This window comes from Pseudomonas antarctica (assembly GCF_001647715.1).
GTDB lineage: Bacteria > Pseudomonadota > Gammaproteobacteria > Pseudomonadales > Pseudomonadaceae > Aquipseudomonas > Aquipseudomonas antarctica_A.
Genome location: NZ_CP015600.1, coordinates 571322 through 587134 on the forward strand (window position 1 = coordinate 571322; position 15813 = coordinate 587134).

The 15813-nt window shown below is 60.2% G+C and carries 12 protein-coding genes; 10 read left to right on the forward strand and 2 right to left on the reverse strand.

The genetic code is table 11. The features are described 5' to 3' along the window. Positions 1 to 113 precede the first annotated feature (113 nt). The 7 genes from A7J50_RS02300 to A7J50_RS02330 are packed head-to-tail and all read left to right on the forward strand — an operon-like array spanning position 114 to position 8269. Positions 114 to 1871, forward strand: a complete 1758-nt coding sequence (locus A7J50_RS02300) for a carbamoyltransferase (RefSeq protein WP_017138507.1) — start codon at positions 114 to 116, stop codon at positions 1869 to 1871. Then, positions 1855 to 2985 (forward strand): glycosyltransferase, encoded by a 1131-nt coding sequence (locus tag A7J50_RS02305; protein WP_064450366.1) that lies wholly within the window; start codon positions 1855 to 1857, stop codon positions 2983 to 2985. The genes A7J50_RS02300 and A7J50_RS02305 overlap by 17 nt, the downstream gene beginning before the upstream one ends. Continuing rightward, complete coding sequence (locus A7J50_RS02310) at positions 2985 to 3881, forward strand: antimicrobial resistance protein Mig-14 (RefSeq protein WP_064450367.1); 897 nt, start codon at positions 2985 to 2987, stop codon at positions 3879 to 3881. The genes A7J50_RS02305 and A7J50_RS02310 overlap by 1 nt, the downstream gene beginning before the upstream one ends. Then, positions 3878 to 5293 (forward strand): PIG-L deacetylase family protein, encoded by a 1416-nt coding sequence (locus A7J50_RS02315; protein ID WP_064450368.1) that lies wholly within the window; start codon positions 3878 to 3880, stop codon positions 5291 to 5293. The genes A7J50_RS02310 and A7J50_RS02315 overlap by 4 nt, the downstream gene beginning before the upstream one ends. A 59-nt stretch (positions 5294 to 5352) precedes the next feature. Then, complete coding sequence (locus tag A7J50_RS02320) at positions 5353 to 6237, forward strand: DUF6625 family protein (RefSeq protein WP_064450369.1); 885 nt, start codon at positions 5353 to 5355, stop codon at positions 6235 to 6237. Beyond that, positions 6234 to 7388, forward strand: a complete 1155-nt coding sequence (locus A7J50_RS02325; protein WP_064450370.1) for a glycosyltransferase family 4 protein — start codon at positions 6234 to 6236, stop codon at positions 7386 to 7388. The genes A7J50_RS02320 and A7J50_RS02325 overlap by 4 nt, the downstream gene beginning before the upstream one ends. Then, positions 7385 to 8269: a glycosyltransferase gene (locus A7J50_RS02330; protein ID WP_064450371.1), complete on the forward strand. Its 885-nt coding sequence runs from the start codon at positions 7385 to 7387 to the stop codon at positions 8267 to 8269. The genes A7J50_RS02325 and A7J50_RS02330 overlap by 4 nt, the downstream gene beginning before the upstream one ends. Positions 8270 to 8314: 45 nt before the next feature. Here the strand turns inward: A7J50_RS02330 and A7J50_RS02335 are convergent, their stop codons facing one another. Beyond that, positions 8315 to 10174 carry a bifunctional O-antigen ligase/aminoglycoside phosphotransferase family protein gene (locus A7J50_RS02335; RefSeq protein WP_064450372.1) on the reverse strand — a complete coding sequence of 620 codons (1860 nt, stop codon included), beginning with the start codon at positions 10172 to 10174 and terminating at the stop codon, positions 8315 to 8317. Positions 10175 to 10333: 159 nt separating this feature from the next. On the opposite strand from A7J50_RS02335, the gene msbA reads away from it, so the two are divergent. From msbA to A7J50_RS02355, 3 genes are all read left to right on the forward strand, one after another. Continuing rightward, positions 10334 to 12139, forward strand: coding sequence for a lipid A export permease/ATP-binding protein MsbA (gene msbA / locus A7J50_RS02340; protein ID WP_064454845.1), 1806 nt, complete (start codon positions 10334 to 10336; stop codon positions 12137 to 12139). 216 nt (positions 12140 to 12355) lie between these two features. After that, positions 12356 to 13780 carry a bifunctional D-glycero-beta-D-manno-heptose-7-phosphate kinase/D-glycero-beta-D-manno-heptose 1-phosphate adenylyltransferase HldE gene (gene hldE / locus A7J50_RS02350; protein ID WP_064450374.1) on the forward strand — a complete coding sequence of 475 codons (1425 nt, stop codon included), beginning with the start codon at positions 12356 to 12358 and terminating at the stop codon, positions 13778 to 13780. Further along, a complete protein-coding gene (locus A7J50_RS02355; protein WP_064450375.1) occupies positions 13773 to 14708 on the forward strand; it encodes an NAD-dependent epimerase/dehydratase family protein in 936 nt (311 codons plus the stop codon). The genes hldE and A7J50_RS02355 overlap by 8 nt, the downstream gene beginning before the upstream one ends. Positions 14709 to 14830: 122 nt before the next feature. Here A7J50_RS02355 and A7J50_RS02360 read toward each other — a convergent pair whose 3' ends face one another. Further along, entirely contained in the window at positions 14831 to 15799 is a 969-nt protein-coding gene (locus tag A7J50_RS02360) for a hypothetical protein (RefSeq protein WP_064450376.1), read from the reverse strand. Between the last annotated feature and the right edge of the window lie 14 nt (positions 15800 to 15813).

Consider the following 15813-nt stretch of genomic DNA (forward strand, 5'->3'; position numbering starts at 1 on the left):
CCTACTGCTTTTAAGTTATAATCCCGCCCTTTAGCTGTTTCTCGCCCAGGCGGGAGGCACACTTTTTTCAGGCGCAACCCGCCTGTATGCAGACTAAAAGAGGCTAGACCCCTGTGGCATTGACGATTCTTGGCCTGTCCGGCGCCCTTAGCCATGATCCTTCCGCAGCGTTGTATATCGACGGCAAGCTGATCGCGGCCGCCGAAGAAGAGCGCTTCGTACGCGACAAACATGCAAAGAACCGCATGCCTTACGAATCGGCGAAGTTCTGCCTGGAACAAGCCGGCATCAAGCCTTCCGACGTTGACGTGGTGGCGATTCCCTTCGCGCCGATCAGCCTGTTCGGCGAGGCGCGCTGGCACTATGCCAAGCGTTACTGGTACGCCCCGGACCGCGCGCTCGACGCGATCCTGATGGGCAACCGTCGCTACAAGCGCTATCGCAACAAGATCGTCTGGTGCCTGGAGCAACTGGGCTTCGATCCGAAAAAAATCAAGATCGAGCCGGTTGAACACCACCTGGCCCATGCTTCCAGCGCCTACCACTGCTCGGGCTTCCAGGAAAAAACCGCGATCCTGGGCATCGACGGCAAGGGTGAGTACGCCACCACGTTCTTCGGCTACGGCGAAAACGGCAAGATCCACAAGATCAAGGAATTCTACGACCCGGACTCCCTGGGTGGCCTGTATGGCGCGATTACCGAGTTCCTCGGTTTCGAGATGCTCGACGGCGAGTTCAAGGTCATGGGCATGGCGCCATATGGCGATGCCAGCAAGTATGATTTCTCGCGCCTGGCCTCGTTTGAAAACGGCGAGCTGGTGATCAACACCGACTACGCCAACGTCATCGGTCTGCGCCGTTATAAAGAGAAGGGCAAGGGTTTCTACTTCTCGCCAAAACTGATCGAGTGGCTGGGTCCCAAGCGCGAAGGCGACATCGCCGACGAGCCTTACATCCACTACGCGGCCAGCATGCAAGCGCTGTTCGAAAAGCTGGCCCTGCAGATGATCGACCACTACCTGGGCGACATCCTTAAGGACACCGGCAAGCTGGCGTTCGCCGGCGGCTGCGCGCTGAACGTCAAGCTGAACCAGAAAATCATTGCCCGTGACGACGTCAAAGAGCTGTTCGTGCAGCCGGCGTCCGGCGATGCCGGCACCGCGGTTGGCGCGGCGGCCTATGTGTCCCACGCCCGTGGTGTACCGGTAGAGAAGATGGAACACGTCTATCTCGGCCCGTCCTACAGCAACGAAGACGTGATCGCTGCGTGCGCCAAACACGAAAGCAAGCCGGTGTGGCGCAAGATCGAAAACATGCCCAAGCGCATCGCCAAGATCATGGTCGACGGTAACCCGGTGGCCTGGTTCCAGGGCCGCATGGAGTTTGGCCCGCGTGCATTGGGCGGTCGTTCGATCATCGGTTGCCCGAGCGCCACCGGCGTGGCTGACCGCATCAACCACCAGATCAAGTTCCGCGAGCGCTGGAGGCCTTTCTGCCCGTCGATGCTCGACACCGTGGCCCCGCAGATGATCAAGGTCGATCACCCGGCGCCGTTCATGACCTTCACGTTTGAAGTGTCGGAAGAGTGGAAAACCCGCGTACCGGAAGTGGTCCATGAAGATGGCACCTCCCGCGCCCAGGTGCTCAAGCGCGAATACAACCCGCGCTACTACGACATGATGAAAGAGCTGGAAGTGCTGACCGGTAACGGCGTGTCGCTGAACACCTCGCTCAACCGCCGTGGCGAAGCGATGATCTGCTCGCCGACCGACGCGCTGAACATGTTCTTCGGCTCCGACCTGCAATACCTGATCATGGAAGACATCCTGGTCGTCAAAGACGGCGTGGACCCTTATGACTCGGTCGGCTGAGCGCCACGTCCTGCAGTTCTGCCACGGCTATGACGGGCCGTTTCTGGACTGCGCGCGGCAGTACGCCAGTTTGTTCGCAGGCACCGGCTACAAGGTGACCACGGTGTTTCTTACCGGGGCCGCCGACCCTGCGGTAGCCGCTGGTTGCGCATCCGATGAAGTGTTGTTCATGGAGTTCAGCTCCAAGGCCATTCGTGGCCTGAAGCTGGGCGCCATCCGTGAGTTGCGCAAGATCGCCGCGTCGCGCAACTTCAGTTTCTGCATCGCCCACCGGTTCAAGCCGATCTATATCGCCTTGCTCGGCACGCGCCTGCCGGTGATCGGCGTGCATCATGCGTTTGGTGACTATCAGCGCCGTAGCCGCAAGCTGTTCGCGTCGATTTTCAGCAAGCGCCTGAGCCTGCTCGGTGTGTCCGATGCGGTGCGCGATGATATGCGTCGCTGCCTGCCGGGCTGGCCTGCGGCGCGTATTCAGACGTTGTATAACCGCATCGATGTCGAGGCCATGCAAGCGCTGCAGGTGCCGGCCGATGAGGCGCGGGATGCCCTGGGGCTGTCACCGGATGAATGGGTGGTCGGCAACGTCGGTCGCCTGCATCCGGACAAGGACCAGGCTACCTTGCTCAAGGGCTTTGCCTTGGCGTTGCCACATTTGCCGGCGCAGAGTCGCCTGGCGATCCTCGGCACCGGGCGCCTGGAGAAAGACCTCAAGGCCCTGGCGCGGGAGCTGGGCATTGCCGACCAAGTGCTGTTCCTCGGCCAGGTGCCGGACGCACGCCGGTATTTTCGCGCGTTCGACGCCTTTGCCCTGAGCTCCGATCATGAGCCGTTCGGCATGGTGTTGCTGGAAGCCATGGTCGCCGGTGTGCCGTTGCTCGCAACGTCCTGCGGCGGCGCCCGGGAAGTGGTCGAGGGCGTGGGCATTCTGTTTCCGTTGGGTGATGCCGAGCACTTGGGCCAGGGCCTTCGGCACCTGGCGGCGATGGATCGTCAACAGCACCAACTGTGTGCCGAGATGATGCTTGAACGCCTGCACCAACGGTTTTCTGACCAGGCGGTGCGCGATACTTTCTGGCAGTTGCCCCCCGTACTTGAATTGACCGCGAGGGCTTGATGCTCAATCGATTCCAAGGCTGGCGCGAGCGCGGCTGGTCCGTCGTTGACGCGCCGACCTACAGCGAAGCCTGGCAGCGTTTTGGTGGCAGTGTCGCCACGCATCCGCAGGTGGTCGAGCGTCTCGCCGGCTTGGCCGACATTCCCGTGCGCTATCTGGCATGGGAGCAGGGCGGCGAGCTCAAGGCCTGCATTGCGACCTGGGGACGCGACCTGGCGTTGTCCAAGGATGTTCTCAAACGGCATGGCAAGAAAGGCTTGTTCGACCTGGGTAACGCCGAGTTGATCCTGCCCGCTGCCGAGGATGCCCAAGCCGCGCTGCGCCATCGCGCGCGTTACCTGTCGGCCCTGAATGAGGGCCGTTTTGCGGGCCTCAAGCCGCAGGCCGAGCAACTGGCCATGGCGCGTACCCCGGAAGAGTTGTCGAAGAAGTTTCGTTATAACCAACGCCGCGAGTTGCGCCTGCTGGAAGAGGCGGGCGGTGTGGTGCGGCCGGTGCAGGTGTTCTCCAGCGCAGAGCTGTCGGCGATCTACTGCGACCTGTTTCAGCGCCGCTGGGGCTTTCCCGCCACAGGCGCCGAACGCATGGCACAGGTGATCGAGCTGCTGCGTGAGTGGCTGATCGGTTCGGTGATTTTCCTCAACGATGCGCCGATCGCCATTCAGTTGGTCTACCGCGTCGAAGCGCCGCAGTGGATCAGTGTCGAGTACATCAATGGCGGCGTGGACCCCGAAACCCGCGCCTTCAGCCCGGGCAGTGTATTGAGCTTCCTCAATACCCAAAGTGCCTGGGAGCAAGCGCGCGAAGCCGGCAAGCCGTTGCGGTTTTCGTTTGGCCGTGCGGACCGCGAGTACAAGGACCGTTGGTGCAACCCCGTGCCGGTGTTCACGGTATGAGTGAGTCTACGAGCCGCAAGCAGGCGCTGCTCAAGCGCCATCGCCGCAATAAACGCATGGGTCTGTTGGTCTGTTTGCTGGTGTTGGTCGGCGTGGGTGTGCTGGTGGCCTGGTGGCTGCCGCTGCTGTTGGCAGTGCTGGCCTGGGTCGCCCATGAGGCCTGGTTTGCCGACCATCTGTTTTACTCGCCCAAGGACGACTACCAGTATCAGTTTGCAGCGGATACCGAGCAACCCAAGGTGGTGCTGAGCGAGGGCCGGCTGCTGCTGGGCGAAACCGTTGAGTTGTCGGGCGACGAGACGTTGATCCTCGCGCTGCGGCTCAAGAGCAGTGTGCTGGGCCGCTTTGTCGACCCGTTCATCGCGTTGCCCGACGGTGATCGCCAAGTATTCGAGCGCGGCGTTAATGGCCTGCGTTATCTGAACCTGACCGGCCAAGCGCAAGCGCTGCTCGATGGGCAGTTGCAGCTGCGTGGTCGGTTCTGTCGTGTGCAGGGCGCGCCCGTGTTGTCGGTATTCCGCCAGCCTGATGTGCGCCAGCAGCGGGTGATGGTGATTGCGCCCCATGCCGATGATGCCGAGCTTGCAGCTTTTGGCCTGTACAGTCAGGCGGCGCAACCCTGGATCGTGACGCTGACGGCCGGCGAGATTGAAGCCGAGCACTATCAGCAAATGGGCTTGGGCAAGCCTGAGGCGGCACGGCTCAAGGGCCGTTTGCGCGCCTGGGACAGCATCGCTGTGCCGCGTTGGGCCGGGGTGCCGCAAGAACACTCCGTTCAGCTTGGGTATTTTTGCCTGCAGTTGGCGGCGATGAAGGCCGAGCCGGATCGCGCAGTGGCTTCTCGAGAGGCCGAGCTGAGCGATATTCGTGTATTTCGCCAATTCAACCCTTTCCCCTTGCCTGCCGACACCGACGGCCAGCCAACCTGGAACAATCTGTTGGCTGACCTGCGGGCCTTGCTGTTGATGGCGCGCCCTGAAGTCATCGTGTTGCCCCATCCGGTGCTTGACCCGCACCCTGACCATATCTGCGCCCAGCAGGCCGTATTGGAAGCCTTGCAGGGCCTGGAGTGGCAGCCGACCACTTTGCTCGGCTACGCCAACCATCTGCATGACAACGACCGCTGGCCTATGGGGGATTCGGGCAACGGTGTTGCTTTGCCGCCAGCCTTTGATTCCACTTACACTTTGTCGCCTTATTGCCTGCCGTTATCCCAAGACCGGCAATGTGACAAGGCGATGTCGTTGGGCATGATGCATGACCTGCAACCGAGGATGCCGTTCAAGCGGCGGGTGCGGCGTGTCATACAACGCCTGCTGGCGGGAAGAGCCGTTTCGCCGTGGGGTGAAAATGAGTTTTTTCGCAAGGCCGTCCGGCGGCATGAACTTTTTTGGTTCATCAAGCACAAGTAACGTTAAGCAACGAAGTGGCGTGCAGCACGTCCCAGTAAAAAAATGACAGTGAGTCCCCAGTGATTAATCCATGCCCCCGCATCCTTTTTCTTATCCCGTACTTTGGTCACTGGCCATTCTGGATGCCGTTTTTTCTCGAAAGCTGCAGACGCAACGCGGACATCGACTGGTTGTTATTCAGCGACTGTCCGATACCGGCCAACGTGCCGGACAACGTCCGGATTGAAAGTATTAGCTTTGCCGATTACTGCGCTTTGGTGTCACAGCGGTTGTACATCAACTTTGCGCCCCAGGCGCCGTACAAGCTGTGTGATATCAAGCCAGCGCTGGGGCACATTCATGCTGACCGCCTCAATGGCTACGATTTCTGGGCGTTTGGCGACCTCGACCTGATCTATGGCAACCTGCGCGAATACTTCACTGCTGATCGGTTGGCCGGCTATGACCTGTTCTCGACCCATGAGCGGCGGGTGGCCGGCCATTTGTGCCTGATGCGCAATACCGCCAGAAAGCGCCAAGTGTTCATGCAGATCAAGGATTGGGAAGCGCGCTTCACTGATCAGGAGCATCATGCCCTGGATGAAGGCGCGTTCAGCAGGATTTTCCTGTGGCGCAAGAATTTTCCGAAGCCGCTGTTCGAGCTGGTAGGCAAGCTCAACCCGTGGCGTCGGCGCAGTGAATTCACCGAGGCGTTCAGTACGCCGGGTGGTGCGATCAAATGGCACGACGGCAGTGATCGCTTCCCGCATCAATGGTTCTGGAATAATGGTCGCCTGACCAACGACAGGGATGGCGGTCGGGAATTTCCGTATTTCCATTTTGTCTGCTGGAAGCGTAATCAGTGGCCGTTGCTGCCGGCGCCAGACGCCGCGTACATCGAGACGCTGGCCGCTGAAAAAACCTGGGTTGTTGATGCCACAGGTTTCCATCGAGGAGAGTTATGAGTCGGCGTCTCAAGGTCCTGCAATTGCAGCCTGACTACAATGTTAAATCCCATGATTTTGCCGACCTGGCCGAACAGATCGTCAAGGCATTGCCTGCGGACCGCTATGAAGTCACCGCCGCCTTTTTGCGTGGCCGGCCTGGGCCTGCGGACCCGGTCAGTCGCGCCGCCACGTCCGTTTACTTTGAGTTTTCCGACAAGTCGCTCAAGGGCTTGAGACTTCGCGCCATGTGGCGGCTGTATCAGTTTTGCCGCAAGGAAAAGTTTGACGTCGTGGTGTGCAACCGCTTCAAGCCGGTCAACATGATGTTGCAGCTGAACCGTTGGTTGAAGATCCCGTTGTGCATCGGCATCTCCCACGGCTTTGGCGAGTACGACCGCCTTTACCGACGCAAGCAGGCCCAGCGCTGGATCGACGAGCACTGGCGTTTTGTCGGCGTGTCGCCAGCGGTCAAGCAGTACCTGCTGGACTGCAAGTGCGGGTTTACCGACCGCAATACCTACGCCATTACCAATGCCATCGACATCGAGCAGGCCGAAGGCTTGCAGCATTCGCGTGAACGCGCGCGCGAGTTGCTGGGCATCGACCCTTCGGTTCGGTTGATCGGCGCCTTGGGGCGACTGGTGCCGGTGAAGGGCCACACCTATTTGTTGCAGGCATTTGCGGCGCTTAAAGACCGATACCCTTCGGCGCAGCTCGCCATCATTGGTGCCGGGCGCGAAGAGTCCAACCTGGCCGCGCAAATCAACAGCCTTGGTCTGGCGGGTCGTGTGCATTTGCTGGGCTTCAAGGAAAATGCCCTGCAATACGTACGCGCCTTTGATATCTGGGCGATGCCTTCGCTGGCAGAAGGCTTGGGCCTGGCATTGCTGGAAGGCATGAGCGGTCGCCTGCCAGTGATCGCCTCAAGCGTACCGGCCATGCTGCCGCTGATTGAAGGCGCGGGTGGCCTGGCCGTGGAGCCGGCCAACGTGCCCGAGCTGACCCAGGCGCTGGACACCTACCTGGCGCTGTCCGATGAAGCGCTCGCGCAGAAAGGCGAGCAGGCTTATCAGTACCTTCAGGCGCAGCACGACATTGAGGTGTTCCGCCAGGAATACCTGGAACTGATTGATTCAGGATTGGCTCAAGCACGCAGGAACAATGTATGAACCAGAGTCAGCCCTTGGTCACGGTGATCATCGCGTCTTACAACCATGCGCCCTACATTGAGGAAAGCATCCTCAGTGTCCTGAACCAGACGTATCCCAACATCGAGCTGTTGGTGATTGACGATGGGTCGACAGACGACAGTGTCGAGCGCATTCGTCGATTGCAGGAACACCATGCCTTCGACTTTCGTGTCCAGCAGAATCAAGGGCTGACCAATACGCTCAATGGCGCGATTGCCCGCTCTCAAGGCCCGCTGATTGTGCCGTTCGGCTCCGACGACATCATGTTGCCGGAGCGCATAGCGACCCAGGTGGCCTATATGGATGGCAAGCCTGAGGTGGGTATCTGTGCCGGTAATATCGAGCTGATCGACTCCAACGGCGAGCTGTTTCCCGAGAAGCGCCAGCGCCGGGATGTGCCTTTTCGGCGCCTGGACTTCGACGATATGTTTCTGGAGCGCAAACCCTACCCGCCAGCGCCCACGCTGATGATCCGGCGCGAGGCGCTGGAAAAGGTCGGTGGGTTCGACCCGCAGATTCGCCTGGAAGACTTGTTGATCGAGCTGAAGATTACCCGCGCCGGGTACTTCATCGACGGTTTGAACGTGGTGATGGCGCGCTACCGCAAGCACGCTACCAACTCGTACAAGAATCATCGATTCATGATCGACAACATCCTGCGTTCCTACGCGCTGTTCAGTGACCACCCGCAATATGACGAGGTGCGTTACAAGTTCCTAAGCTCCATGTTCCTCAAGACGTCCAATCGCAATCGTGCATTGGCGCGAGAGCTGTTGGCGCAGATCCCGTTTGGTGCCTGGAACAAGAAAACCTGGCGCGGCCTTGGCCGACTGTACTTTTCCCCGCTGGAAAAAGACTGATACCGCGTGAGTGCGCCCCGTTTCAGGGGCGCACCGGGCTCGCCTTCAGGTGGCAGGGCGAGCGAGTGTGAGGACCTGCTCGCGGATTTTCAGCGTGGCTTGCGGCGATGCGACCGACGCATACCCGTTGGCCAGCTGTTCGAAGTGGGTTTCGAACAACCAGTTGCGGTCCTGCGAATAGCGTTGCATATGCTTCAAGTTGCGCTGGCGCAGCGTGTTGCGCAGCGCTGACGGAAAGATGCGCATGTCTGCCACGTCAATCAGGCCGAACTCACCGTCTTCCAAGAGCAGCACATTGCCCAAATGCAGGGAGCGGAAGTACACACCGCGCTCGTGCAACTGAGCCATAAACCGGCCGAACCGTTCAATCAGCGATTCACGCAGGCTGCTGTCCAGGCTTTGCAGGGCCTGACGCAGCGTCAGGCCGGGCAGCGGCCGATAGTGCACGGCGCTGCTGCCATCCTGCAGGTAATACAGATCAAGGATGGCCGGTGATGCAATGCCTAGCCGTCGCAGTTGTTCGCTGTTGCTGACAAAGCGTTCCGAATAGGGGTTGAACATGCCGGAGGTGTACCAGCGGCGGGCCCGGAACAGCTTGAGGAAGCTACCATCCTGCAGGCGCAGGACTTTCGGCCCAAGACCATCTTCCTCGATGACATCAGCGCCGCTGCGCAGTGCTTCAAACGCCTGCTGCTTGGGCGTTTGCACCGGAATGCGCAGCAGGCTGCCACGACGTTTGGCGATGCTCAGGCCGGCGATCAGGGCCAGGGGGATCCACAGCAGGAACCAGTGCTCCTTGGGCCGCGACAGGATGCCACCGCCTTCGGTCAGGCCGGCGCCGATGCCGTAGGCCAGCAGGGCGGAAGTCATTAGGAACAGCGGCTGTGCCCGCTCTTTAAAGCCTTTGTACAGGCCCCAGCCAAGCATGAAGATCCACGGGATAAAGCCGATGATGCCGACGTAATAGAGCACGCCGAGCGCAAAGCTGTGGGGTTCCATCAGCTCGACACCGCCCACGATCAGGGACAATTCGGAGTCGTAGCTGTGTCCGATGAAGGGGTGCTCGGCGATACGCTGCAGCGTCATGCCCCACAACTCAAAGCGGTACGAACTGCCACGCTCGGTAATTGCTTCGGGATAAAACAGCAGAAGCGCCGCAGCCCCCAGCACCAGGGTTGCAATCATCAGTGCCGAGCGGCGATTGCGGCTGACAAAGGCGATCCATACGGCGGCCAGCGTCAGCGCAACCAGCGGCGTGCGGGAGCCGGTGGCCAGGATCGCTAACGTCATGATCGCCAGTGCAGGCGCACTGAAGCACAGCACGCGAAGGCGCTGGGTGGTGATGCAGATATAGAGCCAATAGACGCAGAAAAAGCCGAAGAGGTGGGAGCTGAGCAGTGGGTTGTCGAGGGCACCACGGCCCCCGATCATGCGCATGCTCAGGCCGGGCTCGAAGCCTTTGGCGAATGCCACCAGGTTGCACAGGCACACCACCAGCGCGATCACGGCGGCACTGAAGAATATCGGCTTGAACAGCTCTTTGCGGTAATGCAGCAGCAGCCCGCAGCCGGCAAACAGCATGAACGTTTGCAGTGGCACCTTGAACAGGTTGGAGTCGCCGGTAGGTTCCGGGCTCCACAACACGGTGGTCAGCGCCCAGGCGCAAAACGCCAGGAACGCGACGATCAGGGGTTCACGCAACAGCTCCTTGATTTCCCGAGGGCGCAAGCACAGCAGGAACAAGGTCGGCACACTGAAAAAACCGTAGTAGAACCGGTGCATGACATTGCGATTGGTGACGTAGAACAGCGAACTCAGGAGCAACAACAAGCCAATGGGCAAAATCCATAGGACCAGGAAGTCGAAAACGCGATTTGAGCCGTAGGCAAGGCGCTTGGAGTGCATACAGAAAAGCCATTCCAGAATTGAGAAAGCCGACCATCTTAAAGTAGTCGCTATGTAATGTCGTCGGTTGGATCCAACCGGGCCGTGGGTTATACCGGGTGCAAGTACAACAGAGAAGCTGTGCTAAAGTCAGCCTCCTTTTTCAAAACGCCGCGTGATATGACCGACTCCAGTCCGAGCGCAAGCCCTTCGAGCTTGAAAATATACTTCCGCCTGCTCATGTACGTTAAGCCCTATGCCGGCTTGTTCGCGCTGAGTATCGTTGGATTTCTGATTTTCGCGTCGACCCAGCCCATGCTGGGGTACATCCTCAAGTACTTCGTCGACGGCCTATCCAACCCGGAAGCGGTGCTGTTCCCCAACGTACCGTTCCTGCGCGACCTGCAATTGCTGCAAGCCGTGCCTTTATTGATCATTCTGATCGCGGCCTGGCAGGGCCTGGGTTCGTTCCTGGGCAACTACCTGCTGGCCAAGGTCTCCCTGGGCCTGGTCCACGACCTGCGCGTGCAGTTATTCAATAACCTGCTGACGCTGCCCAACCGCTACTTCGATAACCACAACTCCGGGCATCTGATTTCCCGCATCACCTTTAACGTGACCATGGTCACGGGTGCGGCGACCGATGCCATCAAGGTGGTGATTCGCGAAGGCATGACGGTGATCTTCCTGTTTGCCTCACTGCTGTTCATGAACTGGCGCTTGACGCTGGTGATGATCGCCATCCTGCCGCTGATTGCGGTGATGGTCAGCACGGCCAGCAAGAAATTCCGCAAGCAGAGCAAGAAGATCCAGGTGGCCATGGGCGACGTGACCCACGTGGCTTCCGAAACCATCCAGGGCTACCGCGTGGTGCGCAGCTTCGGCGGCGAAGTCTACGAAGAGAAGCGCTTCTTCAAGGCCAGCCAGGGCAACACCGACAAGCAGCTGCGCATGACCCGCACCGGGGCGATCTACACGCCGTTGCTGCAACTGGTGATCTACACCGCCATGGCCGTGCTGATGTTCCTGGTGCTTTACCTTCGCGGCGATGCGTCTGCTGGCGACATGGTTGCCTACATCACCTTGGCCGGCCTGTTACCCAAGCCCATCCGTCAACTCTCGGAAGTCAGCTCGACCATCCAGAAAGGCGTGGCGGGTGCTGAAAGCATTTTCGAACAGTTGGACGAAGAGAAGGAAGTCGACCGCGGCACCGTCGAACGCGACAAGGTCAGCGGCCGCCTGGACGTACGTAACCTGAACTTCACCTACCCCGGCACCGAACGCCATGTGCTCAAGGACATCAGCTTTACGGCCGAACCTGGGCAGATGATCGCTCTGGTGGGCCGCTCCGGCAGCGGCAAGTCGACCCTGGCCAGCCTGATCCCGCGGTTCTACCACCATGAAAGCGGCGAAATCCTGCTCGACGGTGTAGAGATCGAAGATTACAAACTGCTCAACCTGCGCAAGCACATTGCCCAGGTGACCCAGCATGTCACCCTGTTCAGCGACACCGTGACCAACAACATCGCCTACGGCGACCTGGCCGGTGCGCCACGGGCAGACGTTGAAGCGGCGGCGGCGGATGCCTATGCCAAGGACTTCATCGACCAGTTGCCCAAAGGCTTCGATACCCAGGTGGGCGAAAACGGCGTGCTGTTGTCCGGCGGCCAACGCCAGCGCCTGGCAATCGCCCGGGCCTTGCTCAAGAATGCGCCGCTGCTGATTCTCGACGAGGCCACCTCGGCCCTCGACACCGAATCCGAACGGCACATTCAGGCGGCTCTGGACAAGGTCATGCAGGGCCGCACCACCCTGGTGATTGCGCACCGCTTGTCCACTATCGAGAAGGCCGACCTGATCCTGGTGATGGACGACGGCCGGATTGTCGAGCGCGGTACCCACGCCGAGTTGCTCAAGCAGAACGGCTATTACGCGCGTCTGCATGCCATGGGCCTGGACGCGCCGGTGTCTGCCGACATCACCTAAAACCCTGTGGGCGCGGGCTTGCCCGCGATAGCACAGTGTCAGTCACCGAATGTTTCGACTGATTCAACGCTGTCGCGGGCAAGCCCGCTCCCGCCGGTGTTCATCGGTGGATTCCCTGGCAGGCCTGCCACACAATCTTCTGTCACGCCCTCCACAAGCCGCCTGTAACCCTGTGCTAATATCGCGCCCCTGTTCATTTTGTATGTGGGTTGCTCCATGAAGTTGTCCATGCCGCGATTCGATCAAGCCCCTGTCTTGGTGGTCGGCGATGTCATGCTCGACCGTTACTGGCATGGCGGTACCTCACGGATTTCCCCTGAGGCACCGGTACCGGTAGTCAAGGTCGAGCAAATCGAAGACCGTCCAGGTGGCGCTGCCAACGTTGCCCTCAATATTGCCGCCCTCGGCGCACCGGCCTCCCTGGTGGGTGTAACCGGCGACGACGAAGCCGCCGACAGCCTGGCTAACAGCCTGCGCGGTGCAGGCGTGCGCGCGCTGTTCCAGCGCATTGCCCATCAGCCGACCATCGTCAAGCTGCGGGTCATGAGCCGTCACCAGCAATTGCTGCGTATCGATTTCGAAGAACCCTTCGCCACCGACGCCCTGGCCCTGAGCGGTCAGGTTGACGCGTTGCTCGAAGGCATCAAGGTGCTGGTCCTGTCCGACTACGGCAAAGGCGCCCTGAAGAATCATCAAGTGCTTATCCAGGCCGCCAAGGCCCGCAACATCCCGGTGCTGGCCGATCCCAAGGGCAAGGACTTTTCGATTTATCGGGGCGCCAGCCTGATCACGCCAAACCTCAGCGAGTTCGAAGCCATCGTCGGCGGTTGCGCCGATGAGCACGAACTGGTGACCAAGGGCGCCGCGCTGATGGCCGACCTCGACCTAGGTGCCTTGCTGGTCACCCGTGGTGAGCACGGCATGACCCTGCTGCGCCCGGGCCACCCGGCGATGCACCTGCCGGCGCGGGCCCGTGAAGTGTTCGATGTCACCGGTGCCGGTGATACGGTGATTTCCACCCTGGCGGCGTCCATTGCGGCCGGTGAAGAATTGCCCCACGCCGTGGCCCTGGCCAATCTGGCGGCGGGCATTGTGGTCGGCAAACTGGGTACCGCTGCCATCAGCGCACCTGAGTTGCGCCGGGCGATCCAGCGTTCCGAAGGCTCGGAGCGTGGCGTGCTGAGTCTCGAACAATTGCTGCTGGCGATTGACGATGCCCGTGCCCACAAAGAAAGCATTGTGTTCACTAACGGTTGCTTCGACATCCTGCATGCCGGTCACGTGACTTACCTGGAACAGGCGCGCGCTCAAGGCGATCGCCTGATCGTCGCCGTCAATGACGACGCCTCGGTCAGCCGCTTGAAAGGCCCGGGCCGTCCGATCAACAGTGTTGACCGACGCATGGCCGTATTGGCCGGTTTGGGTGCTGTGGACTGGGTGATCAGCTTCTCTGAAGGCACCCCGGAAAACCTGTTGGCCCAAGTCAAGCCAGACGTGCTGGTCAAGGGCGGCGACTACTCCGTTGATCAAGTCGTGGGCGCAGACATCGTCAGCGCTTACGGCGGTACGGTAAAAGTGCTGGGGCTGGTTGAAAACAGCTCGACCACGGCCATTGTCGAGAAGATCCGCAACAATGAGTAACGCAGATAAGTGGGTCCTTATCACCGGTGGTGCCGGCTTCATCGGCTCGCACCTGGTCGATGCATTGCTCGCAAAAGGCTACGCCGTGCGGGTGCTGGATGACCTGTCCACCGGCAAGCGCAGCAATGTGCCGTTGGACAACCCGCGCGTACAGCTGATTGAAGGTGATGTCGCCAACGCCGAACTGGTGGCGCAAGCCGCCGTCGGCGCCACGGCGGTGGTGCACTTGGCGGCAGTAGCTTCCGTGCAAGCTTCGGTGGATGACCCGGTCAGCACGCACCAAAGCAATTTTGTCGGCACCTTGAATGTCTGCGAAGCCATGCGCAAGGCCGGTGTGAAGCGTGTGGTGTTTGCTTCCAGCGCTGCGGTGTATGGCAACAATGGCGAGGGCGCTTCGATTGATGAAGAGACCACCAAGGCACCGCTGACGCCTTACGCATCGGACAAATTGGCCGGTGAGCATTACTTCGATTTCTATCGCCGCCAGCATGGTCTGGAACCGGTGATTTTCCGCTTCTTCAATATCTTCGGGCCACGCCAGGACCCTTCGTCGCCGTACTCGGGTGTGATCAGTATTTTCAGCGAGCGCGTGCAACAGGGTGTGCCGATCAGCGTGTTTGGCGATGGCGAGCAAACCCGCGATTTCATGTACGTGGAAGACCTGGTGGATGTGTTGGTACAGGCCATTGAAGCGCCTGAGGCACCGTTGGGTGCGATCAACGTCGGCTGGAATCGCACCACCACGCTCAAGCAGGTATTGCAGGCACTGGAAGAGGTGGTGGGGCAGTTGCCGGTAATCACCTACGGGCCGGCGCGTTCGGGGGATATTCGGCATTCGCGGGCCAACAACCAACGGTTGCTGAGCAGTTTCACGCTGCCTGAGCCAACCCCGTTGAAGGTCGGCCTGGAGCGGCTACTAAACAGCTGAACACAATCAACTGTGGGAGCGGGCTTGCTCGCGAATGCGGCGTGTCAGTCAGTACATGTGTAACTGATGCACCGCGTTCGCGAGCAAGCCCGCTCCCACATTGATCTGCTTCGTTTTTGAGTTCAGCGGCTGGCCTTTTTCTTCGGCACGATCTTGCGCAGCATCTGCCGGGCCTTGCCGGTCAAGCGCTTGAGCTTCGATTCTTTTTCCGGCTCTGCCAGGCCTTGCTGCCTGACCCAATCCTTCCAGCGAATTCGCTCGTCGCGCACCAGCCAACCCTCCTGCTGGGCGAAACTTTCCGCCAGGTACAAGCCTCGCGTACTGGCCGGGTAAAGCTGGTCTTTCTTGACGGTGTACAGCTCGGCAAGCGGCTGGCCATCTTTCAGGGGCATCAGGTACAGGTCGGGCCGCTGGCGGTCCAGGCGCGCCACTAGTTGGTCGCCTTCAAGCCGTTCATCCACATGGAACAGGCTAAGGGACTTGGCTTCCTTCGGCACTTCCAGGCGCAGGTCATAAATCAATTGCAGCGACGCTGTGGGCAGGTGCACGTAAGCCCGTGGGCGTTCGATCAATTGCGTGGTCGCGCAGCGTACCGGGCGTGCGGCACCGGACAAAGGGCTCAAGCGAAACGGCAAGGCTTCACGGTAATGCAAGGCCGCAGAGTAGGGTGCCGGCAGCCAGGTGTCATTGAAGCGCCCGCCCAACCAGCCCTCGGGGGTTTCCAGCAGGCACTCTTCGGCAATTTCCTGAATGGCAGTGTGCAGCGGCAGGTTCAGTTCGTGGGCGGGGACGTAGCCGGAGATCAGTTTGAGCACTACATCGCCACGGTCCTGGCGGCGTTGGCGCACCAGCACCCAGTAATCCTTGTTCTGCCAGTGCAGGGTCAGGCGCACCGACACGCCGAGGTTCGCCAGCTCGAGGGCGAAACGCTCGGGGTCAGCCACCTCCACCGGCTTGCGCCGTTGCAGGGTCTGGGCAAAGTTGAGCGGCATGCCCACGCTCTGGTAGCTCAGGCCTTCGGGGGTGGCTTCGACGTGCAGCGGCAGTGTTTTAAAGTTGCTGGGGTTTTTTCTAATGAGCGTACGCGGCATGTCGGCTCCTTTTT